This is a genomic window from Phyllobacterium sp. RCAM01083 (assembly GCF_055685835.1).
The window spans coordinates 650,349-662,859 of sequence record NZ_JBVFZN010000005.1 but is presented as its reverse complement, the minus strand read 5'-3'; the positions used below and the strand labels follow the sequence as shown (position 1 = coordinate 662,859).

Genomic DNA, 12,511 nt, shown 5'->3' with positions numbered 1-12,511 from the left:
ATTGCGCTCTTCGGCGCACAAATATTTCCAAGTAACCTTACTGTTGTTCATTATAGCATTGATAAGTACTTTGAGAACGCCCGCCTAAGCAGGTTATAGTCTTCTGAAGAAAATATTTCTCAGGGGAAAGCCCGCGCGGATAGCGGTACTATTGCTCCGCGGCAGGGATCAGTGGCGGTGACGGGTCACGACGGGCTCGCGGCTCAAACCTTTCGCCGCCAGTTCATCGAGATAGGCCTGCCAGCGCTCGTCGCGGTTGCGGCCGAGGTCGATCAGGTAATCCCAGCTGAAAAGGCCGGTATCGTGCATGTCGTCGAAGGTGATGCGCACCGCATAATTGCCGACGGGGTCCATCTTGGCGATTTCGACATTCATCTTGCCCGGAACCGTCACACGCTGTTCCGGCGAATGCCCCTGCACTTCCGCCGATGGCGAAGCCACGCGCAGCAGTTCCGCACTCAACATGTAGGTTTCGCCGGTATCGAATGCGATCGTCAGGGAACGGCGATCCTTGCTTACCCGCAGTTCCTTGGGCCAGGCAGTGGTCATGGCAGATGCTCCTTTATGCGCACTCTTCTCTATGCGCCCCGACATTTGGTCGCAAGTGAACAATCGTCCGCATGCGGAATCCTATAGAGACTGGACAAGCCGGGGCCGCCACCCTATCTCTTCTCAAGGAGGCTTGCTTGGACCACGTCGCATTGCTCGAGAAAACGGCTGTACAAACACCGATGGTTGACCCTTTCGGCAGGACGATCAGCTATTTGCGTGTGTCCGTCACCGACCGCTGCGACTTCCGTTGCACCTACTGCATGTCCGAGCACATGACCTTCCTGCCCAAAAAAGACCTTCTGACGCTGGAAGAGCTGGACCGCCTGTGCACCGCCTTCATCGGAAAAGGCGTCAAAAAACTGCGGCTGACCGGCGGCGAACCGCTGGTGCGCAAGAACATCATGCATCTGATCGGTGAGCTGTCGCGCCATTTGCGCAGCGGTGCTCTCGAAGAATTGACCTTGACCACGAATGGCTCGCAGCTCGCCCGCCATGCGGCGGAACTGGCCGAGCACGGCGTCAAACGCATCAATGTATCGCTCGATACGCTCGATCCGGAAAAATTCCACGCGATCACCCGCTGGGGCGATCTGGCGCGGGTGATGGAAGGCATCGACGCGGCGCAGGCTGCCGGCATCCGGGTCAAGCTGAATGCCGTTGCCCTCAAGGGGTTCAACGACCTGGAAATCCCGGAGATGATCCGCTGGGCCCATGGCCGCGACATGGACCTGACGCTGATCGAAACCATGCCGATGGGCGAAATCGATCTGGACCGGACCGATCAGTACCTGCCGCTGTCCATGGTCAGGGCCGACCTTGCCCGGCAATTCACGCTGGATGACATTCCCTACAAGACCGGCGGCCCGGCACGTTATGCGCATATTCGCGAAACGGGCGGGCGCATCGGCTTCATCACGCCGATGACGCACAATTTCTGCGAAAGCTGCAATCGCGTTCGCCTGACCTGCACCGGCACACTCTATATGTGCCTTGGACAGGAAGACGCCGCCGACCTGCGCGCGCCGCTGCGCGCCTCGGAAGGCAATGACCTCTTGAACGAGGCCATCGACGAAGCCATCGGCCGCAAGCCGAAGGGCCATGATTTCATCATCGATCGCCGCCACAACCGCCCTGCGGTCTCGCGCCATATGAGCGTGACCGGCGGCTAGAGCATTTTCCAATATTCCGGATGCACGAAGCCTCGCCGCTTGATATATCAAACGGAGCGATTCCGGGGGAGAATCGCCTGCTCTCATTCGGATGAACGCCTTGGCGCTTACGCCCAATCTTCGCGGCAGCCTGTACATGGCCATCGGCATGGCCAGTTTCACCTTCAATGACGCGACGGTCAAACTGGTTGGTGCGCATATGAACATGGGTCAGGTGATGCTGGTGCGCGGCGTGATGGCGACCACGCTCATCCTGCTGCTCGCCTGGCGGCAGGGCATGCTGATACCGCTGCGCCACGCCCTGCACCGCATGACCATCCTGCGCGCCGTCGGCGAAGTCGTGGGAACCGTGAGTTTTCTGATCGCGCTTGTTCATGTTCCCCTCGCCCTCACCTCGGCCATTCTGCAGGCCCTGCCGCTGGCCGTCACGCTGGGTGCGGCGATGTTCCTCGGCGAACCCGTGGGTTGGCGGCGCTGGATCGCCATCGCCGTCGGCTTCTGCGGTGTCCTCATCATTGTTCGCCCGGGTTACGAGGGCGTCAGTCCCTACGTCCTGCTGATCGCCGTAACCGTGATCTTCGCCGCGATGCGCGATCTCGCCACGCGGCGCGTGCCCAAAACCATCCCGGTGCTGATGATATCCGCCCTGACATCGGCGGGCGTATCGCTGGCCGGCATCGGCCTGATCGGCCCGCTGGGCGGCTGGACGCCGATGACCTGGCTGAACACCGGCCTCCTGTTCTTCGCCTCCTGCTGCGTGATCGTCGCCTACCATTTCATCATTCTCGCCATGCGCGAGGGCGAGATTTCCTTCGTCGCACCGTTCCGCTACACAAGCCTCGTCTGGGCCATTCTTCTGGGCTTCCTGTTCTTCGGCGACCTGCCCGATCTTCCCATGATCATCGGCGCGATGATCGTTATTGGCAGCGGCCTCTATACGCTTTACCGTGAGCGGATTGTGGGACGGAGGCTGCCCGCCGCAACGGCTGTGGCGGCCGGTTCTTCGCCCGATGGAGTGTAAGCGGTGCGCATTGCAGGGATCATTCTGGCCGGCGGCCGGTCGAGCCGCATGGACGGGCATGACAAGGCGCTGTTGCCGTTCGGTACGGCGCGGCTGATCGATTTCATCGTCGCGCGCCTGTCGCTTCAGCTGGAAACCCTGGCCATCAACAGCAATGGCGATCCTGCGCCCCTCGCCGATCTGCACCTGCCCGTTGTCGCCGACAGCATCTCGGGATTCGCCGGCCCTCTCGCCGGTATCGTTGCCGGCATGGAATGGGCCGCAGGCAGCGCGCTTCCCCTCACCCATATCCTGACCGTCGCCACGGACACGCCCTTCTTTCCCCAGGATCTCGCCTCCAGACTTGGCGGGGCCATCGCCGATGCCCCGGATCACATCGCCGTCGCTGTCTCCGATGGGACATGGCACCCGGTGTTCGGGCTCTGGCCGGTTGCGATGAAAGACGCCCTGAAGCAATGGCTGCGCGATCCGCATAACCGGCGGGTCCGTACCTGGATCGGAGACCACGCGCACCGCACGGTGGATTTTCCGCTGATGACGGCGCAATCAGGCGATTCATTCGATCCGTTCTTCAATATCAATCGCCCGGACGATCTCGGCCGGGCCCGGTCGATGATTGCAGAATCACGCAATTGGAAGACATGGTCATGACCCACCGCATCTTTGGCATCACCGGCTGGAAGAACTCGGGCAAAACAACGCTGACGGTCAAGCTCGTAACGGAACTGACGCGGCGCGGCTGGAGGATTTCAACCGTCAAACACGCCCATCATGATTTCGACATCGACAAGGAAGGCACGGATTCCTTCCGCCACCGCAAAGCGGGCGCCGGAGAAGTGGCCATTGTTTCCGACCGCCGCTGGGCGCTCATGCATGAACTGGCGGATGAGGCGGAACCTTCCCTCGAAGAGATTGTCGCGCGGCTCGCCCCGTGCGATCTCGTTCTGGTCGAGGGCTACAAGCGCGAAGGCCACAAGAAGATCGAGACGCGGCGGCTGGAGGGACGGCCCGGCGGGAGCCTGGCGCAAAATGATCCCGGCATCGTCGCCATCGCCAGCGATTTTCCAGTGACGGACGAGCAGATTCCCGTCTTCGACCTGGATAACACGACAGGATTGGCCGACTTTATCGAGCATGAGATGGGGCTTGCCCGCTAGGCGGGTCAGGAAATGACGTTTCGCGCGGACGCTGCGCAAGAAAAATATAATCCTCAAACAATTATGTGGTTTTGCCGTCCTGAATCGCCGCCCGGTAAAAGATTCCCGGTTGCTTTTATCAGAAAACTAGTGGGAATATCGCCGGTCAGGAGCAGTGAAAAAACTGCGACCTTGCCCGGAAGGCTGTCCAAAAGAACAGGGGAACAGCCGGGCCACAAAAGAGAGGTTGAATAATGCGTATCACCAAGCGTCTCGCACTCGGCGTTGCTGCCGTTGCCTTTGCATTGTCCATGGGAGCGGCCCATGCAGAGGACGCCCTGAAGCTGACCATCGCTTCAGAGGGAGCCTACCCGCCCTTCAACAACCTGACGCCGGACGGCAAGCTGGAAGGCTTTGACATCGATATCGGCAAGGCGCTTTGCGAAGAGATGAAGGCGCAGTGCACCTTCGTTACCCAGGATTGGGATGGCATGATTCCCGCCCTGCAGGCCGGCAAGTTCGATGCCATCATCGCATCCATGTCCATCACGGATGAGCGCCTGAAGAAGGTCGATTTCTCCAAGAAGTACTACAACACGCCTCCGGGCATTGCCGTACCGAAGGATTCCAAGCTGAAGGACGTCACGCCGGAATCCCTGAAGGGCAAGACACTGGGCGTGCAGGCATCGACCAGCCACTCCAACTTTGCCGAAGCCAAATACAGCGGCGCCGACATCAAGATGTATCCGACCGCCGACGAATATAAGCTCGATCTGGCCAATGGCCGCATCGACGCTGCCATGGACGACTCCGTCGTTTTGGGCCAGTGGCTCGACAGCGATGCCGGCAAGTGCTGCAAGCTCCTCGGCACCATCACGCCGGATCCGGTCATCCACGGTCCGGGCGCTGGCGTCACTGTCAAGAAGGGCAACACGGCCCTGGCTGACAAGTTCTCCGCTGCCATCGCTGCGATCCGCAAGAACGGCAAATACAAGCAGATCAACGACAAGTACTTCAAGCTTGACGTTTATGGCGCCGAAAATTGATTTTAGCCTTGTGAATTGACCAAGGGGGATGGCGGATCTGTTCCGCCATCCCTTCCTGAACTCCAAATTCGAACCTGAACTTTAAATTCAAAAATGACGGGCCGGCCCGAAAAATCGGGCACTGGGGAATGGCCTGCAAAAGAATGAAAGAAGCCTATGGGCTCAATTGCGTTATTGGGATTTGGTGAAGGCGGCTGGGGCCTGAGCATAGCAAGCGGCATTCTTGTGACTGTCACTCTTGCGCTTGCGACATTGCCTGTCGGACTGCTCATCGGATTTTTCGTCGCTCTCGGCAAACAGGCCGAAGAACCGTCCATCCGGCTTGCTGCCAATATGTACACCACGATCTTTCGTGGCTTGCCCGAGCTGCTCACCCTGTTTCTCGTCTATTTCGGTGCACAGATCGGCATCCAGAAGCTCGGCGTCCTGCTGGGTTTTTCCGGAACCATCGAAATCAACTCGTTTCTGGCCGGCATGTTCGCCATGGGCGCCGTGTTTTCGTCCTACGCCAGCGAAGTCTTTCTCTCCGCATTCCGCGCCATCCCGCGCGGCCAGTATGAGGGCGGCTATGCCATCGGCCTCTCCTACGGCCAGACAATGTGGAAAGTGGTCCTGCCGCAACTGATCCGCGTCGCCCTGCCCGGCCTTTCCAATCTGTGGATGATCCTGCTCAAGGATACGGCGCTGGTGTCCGCGATCGGGCTGGCGGATATCCTGCGCCAGACCGGCGTTGCGGCGCGCGTCACCAAACATGCCTTTCTGTTCTACGGTACGGCCTGCCTGATCTATCTGGTGCTCGCCATTCTCTCGTCCTTCGTGATCCATGCCATTGAACGGCGCACGACAGCCAGCGGAGTGCGGCGATGACCGAAAGCTTCCTCAATGCCCGTACAGCCGCGATAAGCCGTCCGCCCGCACCGGCGAAACGCTGGACCAGGACGCGGATTATCGGCCATGTGCTCGTCGCGTTCTGGGCCGCCCTGATCATCGGGCTCCTGCTCGATCTCTATGCCGCCTGGGATATCGTTCTCATCCAGACCTATGGCCCGAAATACTGGCAGGGCCTGGTCACCACCCTGACGCTGGTATTCAGCTCCATTATTTTCGGGGCCATCCTGTCGGTCCCCGTAGCCTATGGCCGAATGACCAAGAACAAGATCGGCGCGGCGATCGCCTATGGCTACGTCTATTTCTTCCGCGGCACGCCGCTGATCGCCCAGGTCTTCCTGATGTATTACGGCGTCAGCGAGTTTCGCGGCTTCCTCGAAACAATCGGGCTGTGGTGGTTCTTCCGTGAAGCCTGGTATTGCGGCTTCCTGGCCTTCGCGCTCAATACGGCGGCCTATCAGGCGGAAATATTGCGGGGTGCCATCCAGAGCGTGTCGCTCGGGCAATGGGAAGGCGCAGCCTCCCTCGGCATCTCCAAATTCGTCACATTCCGCAAGGTCATCCTGCCGCAGGCGCTGATCGTTGCCCTGCGCCCCTACGGCAACGAGGTCATCCTGATGATCAAGGGGTCGGCCATCGTCGCCCTGATCACCGTCTACGATCTCATGGGCTACACCAAACTCGCCTATTCACGGACTTTCGATTTCCAGGCCTATCTCTGGGCCGCTATCATCTATCTGCTGCTGGTGGAAATACTGCGTCACATCTGGGACTGGATGGAACGCCGCATCACCCGGCATCTGATACGCTGATTCAACTGACCGAAAAGAAACAAACGATGCTGAAAATCTGGGGTCGCGGTAACTCGACCAATGTCAAGAAGGCACTTTGGGCGGCCGAAGAACTGTCCATTCCCTATGAAAATATTCCCGCCGGCGGTGCCTATGGCATCGTTGCCAGCCCGGAATATCGCGCCATCAACCCCAACAGCCGCGTGCCCGCCATTGAAGACGACGGCTTCGCGCTCTGGGAGAGCAACACGATCGTGCGCTATCTCGCGGCGAAATACGGCAAGTCGACCTTGCATATCGAAGATGCCGCGGCGCGTGCCAGCGCGGAAAAATGGATGGATTGGGCAACGTCAAGCATCGCCATCCCCTTCCGCGACGTGTTCTGGAACACGGTGCGCCTCGCACCGGACCAGCAGGATCACGCCGCCAGGGACAAGGGTCTGGCGGAATGCGGCGCGATGTTTGCCATTGCCGATGCGGCGCTGGCCTCCCAGCCCTATCTCTCCGGTGCAGACTTCGGTGTCGGCGACATCCCGCTTGGCTGCTTTGCCTATGCGTGGTTCGAGATGCCGATCAAGCGCCCCGACCACCCGCATCTGCTCGCATGGTATGAACGCCTCAAGAGCCGCCCGGCCTACCGGAAGGCCGTGATGACGCCGCTCACCTGACAGACTTACTGCGGCTTCAACCGCCAGACCCCCAACAAGCCGTCCTGATAGGCCTTTTCGTCCGTCGGGATGGTAATTCCCTGCGTATCGGCCCATTTCTGCGCAAAATCGCGATAATTGGCTGAAAACACATTGCCGGACTGGCCGGTCGTCTGGATATAGATCGACCGGTTGAGATCGGCCAGATCGAACAGGCCGCGATAGCTGCTGCCGTGCGTGGCACGGTACGGATTGCTTTCATCCGTGAGCTGCGATTTGGCCCGGTCGAGCGTGAAAGCTCCGCCGGAGGCCGGTACATCCACATTGAAGATGCGGTCGAGCGGGCTGACCTGCGCGAACGGTCGGTGCGCCCCATAGGCATAATGCAGCGCGCCCCAGTTCCATTTCGAGCGGTCCGCCCCGAGGCGCCCGTCGAGATCCTTCAGGGCATCGGCCAGCGCCAGGGCAAGCACGTCGCCGCAGCTTTCCTTCTCCGGTGTCCGTCGGTCATCACACCAGTCGCGCGCCGGATTGGGTCCGAGCCAGCGCAGCATCGCCGACACACGGACCTGCCAGTAGGTTGGGAACGCCTCGCCGAGATCATCCTCGACGATCCGTTTGGTGGCCGCGCGCAGCCAGGCATTGAACAGCAAGGGCTCGATGCGGTTGCGGTCTTCCACATAATCCCATTGGCTCAACTGCTTGAACGCGGCCTGATCGATGTCTTTTCGTCCTTCGATCAGCTTGAGCATCACCGGTCCCAGCACCGCATAGGCGTTGGAATAGGCATCGCCCTGCGCCTTGCGGTTGCTCTCCATCGATTGCCGGTCCGCGCCATAGATCAGCGCCTTGATCCGGTCCAACCGCCATGTCTCGTCCCAGTCGAATGTCAGGAAATGCGGATAGGCCGCATCCACCATCTTGGTGTTGGCCGTGCCGATGACATTTTCCGGAGGGTTATAGCTGCGGGGCAGTTCCTCATAGGGAATGGTGCCCTTCCAATCGTAGGTTGCATCCCAGCCCGGCGACGGTGCACGTCCCATGATCCGGTTGGCCGGATCGCGGACCGGCACCCTGCCCGGTGCAATCAGCCCGATATTGCCGTCGACATCGGCAATCACAATCGATTGCATGGGCGTGACGAAATCGCGCATCCCGTTCTGGAAATCCGCCACACTGGCAAAATCCCAGAGTTTCAGGCCAGCCGATATGGTTCTGTCGTCACCGGCAAGTGCGGTCCATGCCAGCGCTGCAACCGTGTTGTCAGGCAGATAATGATCAAGACCACGATAGTCCGCAGGCAGCACCGGCCCATGCCGCGTGACCAGCCGGTCAAAGGTCACGTCACTGCCGCCCTTGACCTTGATGGTGACAGGCTGCTTGCGGAACGGCGCAAAGCCCTCTGGCGTCTGATATTCATTCCGATTGGCCGGATTGATCCGTTCGACAAAAATATCCTGAACGTCAGAGCCGGTATTGGTGAAACCCCAGGCAATGCGATCATTGCGCCCGAGCAGCACCAAAGGCACGCCCGGAAGCGTCACCCCGACGAGATTCTTGCTGCTGCCATCGGCGTTCTTCACTTCCAGATGCGCCAGGTACCAGACGGCAGGCGCCGTCAGCCCGAGGTGCGGATCGTTCTCCAGGATGGGCTTGCCCGTTTCGGTTTTCGCCCCGCCCACCACCCAGTTGTTCGATGCGCCGGTCGACATGACGGCATTGAGCGCGGCAAACCGCTGTTCGGCTTGCAACGCACCGGTCCTGATCGGTCCGCTTGGCAAGCCCAGAAGCTGCTTCAGGTCCGGCAGCGGCGGCGGTGTGTCATCGGCCACGGGCGGCAGGAGATCGGCGATTTCCGCATCCGTCATTCCCAGCCGGGCAAATTTGAGACGCAACACTTCCTGATCGATATTGGCCGCCAAGGTCACGGACATCATCTTCAGCGTCACGATCACATCGGCGGCCGTCCATTCATCCGGCTTGTAGCCGAGGACGACAAATTCAGGCGAATATTTCGATGCGAAGGGGCGTCCTTTGCTGTTGATGAAGGCGTTGATGCCGCGCACATAGGCATCGATGCGCTTGCGGTCCGCCGGATCGAGCGAAGCGGCCGACGCGACGGCGGATTCATAAACACCGAGCGAGCGCAGAAACCGGTCCGTGGAAACCGTCTTGTCGCCGAACATTTCGGACAGGCGCCCCTGCCCGGCCATGCGGGTGACCTCCATCTGCCACAGGCGTTCCTGCGCGTGGACAAAACCGAGAGCGGTCAGGACATCCTCGACATTGCTGCCGACGATATGCGGCACCGCGTTCTTGTCCCGCGTCACCGTGACGGGCGCCGCAAGGTCCGCCAGCACCATCTCGCCGGTGGCCGGGGCCACCGAGCGGGCCAGCCAGACGTAACCGGCGCCTCCTGCGATCAGAGCGAGCGGAATGAGGGAAAAAACAATCCACAATAGGCCTTTGATGATCCGCCGCATTGTCCTAACCTCTCCCGCAATCCTTCGAACACATAGCCTATCTGACAGAGGAAATTACGGAATGGCAACAGTCACATTTATCGGTCTTGGTGTAATGGGTTATCCGATGGCGGGTCACCTGAAGACTCGTGGGGGCCATGACGTCACTGTCTTCAACCGCAATGGCGAAAAGGCGAAAAAGTGGGCTGATGCGTTTCACGGCAAGCATGCACCGACCCCCGGAGAAGCCGCTGCGGATAAGGATTTTGTCTTCTGCTGCGTCGGAAATGATGACGATCTGCGGGCTGTCACCATCGGCGAAAACGGCGCTTTTCATACGATGAAGAAAGGCGCGATTTTCGTCGATCACACCACCGCGTCGGCGGAAGTGGCGCGTGAACTCGATGCGGAAGCGCGGAAGCGCGGCTTCCATTTTCTCGATGCGCCGGTTTCCGGCGGCCAGGCCGGTGCCGAAAATGGTGTCCTCACCGTCATGGTCGGCGGCGAATCGGAAGCCTTCGACCGGGCAAAGCCGGTCATCGAATCCTTTGCCAAAATGGTCGGCCTCATGGGCCCCGCCGGTGCGGGCCAACTCACCAAGATGATCAACCAGATCTGCATTGCCGGTCTGGTGCAGGGGCTGGCCGAAGGCATTCACTTCGGCAAGAAGGCTGGCCTTGATATCGAGAAGGTCATCGAGGTCATTTCCAAGGGCGCCGCAGGCTCGTGGCAGATGGAAAACCGCCACAAGACCATGAACGCCGGAAAATACGATTTCGGCTTTGCCGTCGACTGGATGCGCAAGGATCTGGGTATCTGCCTCGACGAGGCCGACCGCAACGGCGCACAGCTGCCCGTCACGGCATTGGTCGACCAGTTCTACAAGCAGGTGCAGACCATGGGCGGGAACCGCTGGGATACGTCATCCCTGCTGGCACGGCTGGAGAAATAACCGGACCGGGACATCGGCCTGAGACGATCAGGCCGATGTCCCAGCAACGCCTACCGGGCGCGCGAAATGTGCGCCGCCAGGTCAAGACAACGGCAGGCATAGCCCCATTCGTTGTCGTACCAGGCAACAAGCTTGGTCAACCCGCCTTCAATCTGCATGCCGGCGAGCGCGTCGAAGATCGACGAATGCGGATTGCCGCGCATGTCGGTCGAGACGACGGGTTCGTCGCAATAGGCGAGAATTCCGGCCATCGCGTTCGCCGCCTGCGTGCGGATCATCGCGCAGATGTCCTTGTAGGACACGTTTTCCCTGAGACGGCATGTGAGATCGATCATCGATACGTCAGAGACCGGCACGCGCACCGCCATGCCGTTGATCCGCCCATTCAATTCGGGCACCACCTTGCCGACCATGCGCGCCGCGCCTGTTGTCGCCGGGATGATGTTCTCGAGGATACCGCGCCCGAAACGCCAGTCCTTGCGCGCCACGCCGTCGACCGTGTTCTGGCTCGATGTCGTGGCGTGAACCGTCAGCATCAGCGCTTCTTCGAGGCCGAAAGCGTCGTTCACCGCCTTGGCGAGCGGCGCGACACAATTGGTCGTGCACGAGGCGTTCGAGACAATGCTCTGGCCGGCATAGCCGGTCGCGTTGACGCCCATGACGAAGACGGGCGTGTCGTCCTCCGGCGGCGCCGAGAGCAGAACCTTGCCGGCGCCGGCGGAAAGGTGTCCTTCCGCGGCAGCCTGCGTCAGAAACCGGCCGGTCGCCTCGATGACCACATCGACACCCGCCTCGCCCCAACCGATTGCGTCCGGCTCCCGTTCGCTGAAGGCACTGACCCTGCGATCATTGATATCGAGCGCGCTGTCTGAGGCACCAACGCTGCCCCGGAAACCGCCATGCACGCTGTCATATTTGAGAAGATAAGCGAGATGATCGGTTGGCAGCAGGTCGTTGATCGCCACGATCTCGACGTCGTTGCGCGCCATCGCGGCCCGCAGAACCGTCCGGCCAATGCGGCCGAACCCGTTGATGCCGATACGGATTTTGTCAGTCATCGATTGTCCTTTTTGTCCAGGCGGAGAAATGGCGCGCCTCTTCTTCGAGAGGGATTGCTTTCCGTGCCGCTGAATTTTAGACTACTTCGCATAAAAATTTTTGCAACGAATTTATTGCGATACGGTACAAAAATGAAAGAACAACCCACCCGCGGCCGTCCGCGCCAATACGATGCCAAGGCTGCGCTCGGTGCCGCACTCCTCGAATTCCGGCGTCGCGGCTATACCGCCACATCGCTCGACCACCTGTCGGAGGCGACGAAAATGGCACGGCCGAGCCTTTATGCCGCCTTCGGCAACAAGCGCGCGATCTACCTGCAGGCCGTCGCCCATTACGCCGAGGACAGTGCCGAGCGCTGGAACCGCGCCCTGTTTGGCGAACCCTCGCTGGCAAAGGCGCTCAATGACTATTTTTTGATGATTGTTGCCATCTATTCGGAAGGGGACGACCGCCCGCTCGGCTGCCCCGTGCTCAGCGTCATCACCGGGGAGGCGACAGCCGACCCATTGATCGGCGCCGAACTGTTTGCCGCTCTCGGACGCACGGACGCGCGCTTCCGCGAGCGGATCGCTGCGGCGCGCGATGACGCCCAACTGCCGCCCGCGACCGACATCGATGCCGTCGCCGACATGCTTGCCGCCCTGCAGCACAGCCTTGCGCAGCGCGCCCGCGCCGGTACGGCCCGGACTGACCTTGAGCGCATCGCGCGCAATAGTATTGCACTGATCCTCAAAGCCGCAGGCGCGACCACCGCGCCGTAGGCGCCATGGCGGGTCTGAACGCCCGAG

The 12,511-nt window shown here is 60.5% G+C and carries 13 protein-coding genes; 10 read left to right on the top strand and 3 right to left on the bottom strand.

Annotated elements, in window-relative coordinates:
• Nucleotides 1–168 precede the first annotated feature (168 nt).
• Entirely contained in the window at nt 169–549 is a 381-nt protein-coding gene (locus ACZ25R_RS09870; protein ID WP_346305433.1) for a gamma-butyrobetaine hydroxylase family protein, read from the bottom strand.
• A 182-nt stretch (nt 550–731) separates the two neighbouring features.
• Between ACZ25R_RS09870 and moaA the strand changes: the two genes are divergently transcribed.
• From moaA to ACZ25R_RS09830, 8 genes are all read left to right on the top strand, one after another.
• Nucleotides 732–1,721: a GTP 3',8-cyclase MoaA gene (moaA, locus tag ACZ25R_RS09865; RefSeq protein ID WP_223613476.1), complete on the top strand. Its 990-nt coding sequence runs from the start codon at nt 732–734 to the stop codon at nt 1,719–1,721.
• Nucleotides 1,722–1,821: 100 nt separating this feature from the next.
• Nucleotides 1,822–2,742 carry a DMT family transporter gene (locus ACZ25R_RS09860; protein WP_223612904.1) on the top strand — a complete coding sequence of 307 codons (921 nt, stop codon included), beginning with the start codon at nt 1,822–1,824 and terminating at the stop codon, nt 2,740–2,742.
• 3 nt (nt 2,743–2,745) lie between these two features.
• Nucleotides 2,746–3,393 carry a molybdenum cofactor guanylyltransferase MobA gene (mobA, locus tag ACZ25R_RS09855; RefSeq protein WP_472460860.1) on the top strand — a complete coding sequence of 216 codons (648 nt, stop codon included), beginning with the start codon at nt 2,746–2,748 and terminating at the stop codon, nt 3,391–3,393.
• Nucleotides 3,390–3,899: a molybdopterin-guanine dinucleotide biosynthesis protein B gene (mobB, locus tag ACZ25R_RS09850; protein ID WP_472460859.1), complete on the top strand. Its 510-nt coding sequence runs from the start codon at nt 3,390–3,392 to the stop codon at nt 3,897–3,899. The genes mobA and mobB overlap by 4 nt, the downstream gene beginning before the upstream one ends.
• A gap of 233 nt (nt 3,900–4,132) precedes the next feature.
• Nucleotides 4,133–4,924 (top strand): ABC transporter substrate-binding protein, encoded by a 792-nt coding sequence (locus tag ACZ25R_RS09845; RefSeq protein WP_223612901.1) that lies wholly within the window; start codon nt 4,133–4,135, stop codon nt 4,922–4,924.
• A 156-nt stretch (nt 4,925–5,080) separates the two neighbouring features.
• Nucleotides 5,081–5,791 carry an ABC transporter permease gene (locus tag ACZ25R_RS09840; protein ID WP_346305436.1) on the top strand — a complete coding sequence of 237 codons (711 nt, stop codon included), beginning with the start codon at nt 5,081–5,083 and terminating at the stop codon, nt 5,789–5,791.
• Complete coding sequence (locus tag ACZ25R_RS09835; RefSeq protein ID WP_346305437.1) at nt 5,788–6,624, top strand: ABC transporter permease; 837 nt, start codon at nt 5,788–5,790, stop codon at nt 6,622–6,624. Before ACZ25R_RS09840 ends, ACZ25R_RS09835 begins: the two co-directional genes overlap by 4 nt.
• Nucleotides 6,625–6,650: 26 nt before the next feature.
• A complete protein-coding gene (locus ACZ25R_RS09830; RefSeq protein WP_472460858.1) occupies nt 6,651–7,271 on the top strand; it encodes a glutathione S-transferase family protein in 621 nt (206 codons plus the stop codon).
• A 5-nt stretch (nt 7,272–7,276) separates the two neighbouring features.
• Here ACZ25R_RS09830 and ACZ25R_RS09825 read toward each other — a convergent pair whose 3' ends face one another.
• Complete coding sequence (locus ACZ25R_RS09825; protein ID WP_472460857.1) at nt 7,277–9,733, bottom strand: penicillin acylase family protein; 2,457 nt, start codon at nt 9,731–9,733, stop codon at nt 7,277–7,279.
• Nucleotides 9,734–9,794: 61 nt separating this feature from the next.
• Between ACZ25R_RS09825 and ACZ25R_RS09820 the strand changes: the two genes are divergently transcribed.
• A complete protein-coding gene (locus ACZ25R_RS09820) occupies nt 9,795–10,664 on the top strand; it encodes an NAD(P)-dependent oxidoreductase (RefSeq protein ID WP_472460856.1) in 870 nt (289 codons plus the stop codon).
• Nucleotides 10,665–10,714: 50 nt separating this feature from the next.
• On the opposite strand, the gene gap is transcribed toward ACZ25R_RS09820, so the two are convergent.
• Nucleotides 10,715–11,722: a type I glyceraldehyde-3-phosphate dehydrogenase gene (gene gap, locus ACZ25R_RS09815; RefSeq protein ID WP_472460855.1), complete on the bottom strand. Its 1,008-nt coding sequence runs from the start codon at nt 11,720–11,722 to the stop codon at nt 10,715–10,717.
• A gap of 132 nt (nt 11,723–11,854) precedes the next feature.
• Here gap and ACZ25R_RS09810 point away from each other — a divergent pair, with 132 nt between their 5' ends.
• Entirely contained in the window at nt 11,855–12,484 is a 630-nt protein-coding gene (locus tag ACZ25R_RS09810; RefSeq protein ID WP_472460854.1) for a TetR/AcrR family transcriptional regulator, read from the top strand.
• Nucleotides 12,485–12,511: the final 27 nt, after the last annotated feature.